Below are 450 nucleotides of genomic sequence, written 5' to 3' on the forward strand. Positions count from 1 at the left end.
CACCAGGGCAGGGCGGTGGAGGCCTGTTCGGTCTCACGGTCGTGAAACTGGCGGGACAGTTCGCGGTGGGTGACGGCCACCCGGGACAGCAGGATGATCCCCGACGTTTCCCAGTACAGGCGATGGACGATGCGGGCGTCGGGGTAGCCGTTTTCCTGCAGGCGAGTGATCAGGCAGTCCTTGTTGTCGTCGGCGCGGCCAGGCACCGAGAGCAGCAGGGTCGGCTTGTTTACCACCAGGACAGCGTCGTCCTGATGCAGGATGTGGATATTGGACAGCGGCATTAAACAGCCTCGTAACAAACGCCAACGGCGGCCCCACTGACCGCCCCCCCACCCCGCAGGAGCGAGGGGGCCGTCAGTGGAGCCGCCGTGGCGTCCCCCCGTTCGATCACCTCACGGGCAGGGTGGTCTTTATTTACAGAATCGAGCGGCTGCCGTCCTTTCCACC

Annotated in this window: 1 protein-coding gene; it reads right to left on the minus strand. The window is 64.9% G+C overall.

The annotated features are described in order from the left end of the window. On the minus strand, positions 1-284 hold a 284-nt coding region (locus tag JMV15_RS28010; RefSeq protein ID WP_235991970.1), incomplete at its 3' end, for a pseudouridine synthase. Between the last annotated feature and the right edge of the window lie 166 nt (positions 285-450).

It is taken from the genome of Pseudomonas paracarnis (assembly GCF_904063055.1).
In the GTDB taxonomy this organism is placed as follows: domain Bacteria; phylum Pseudomonadota; class Gammaproteobacteria; order Pseudomonadales; family Pseudomonadaceae; genus Aquipseudomonas; species Aquipseudomonas paracarnis.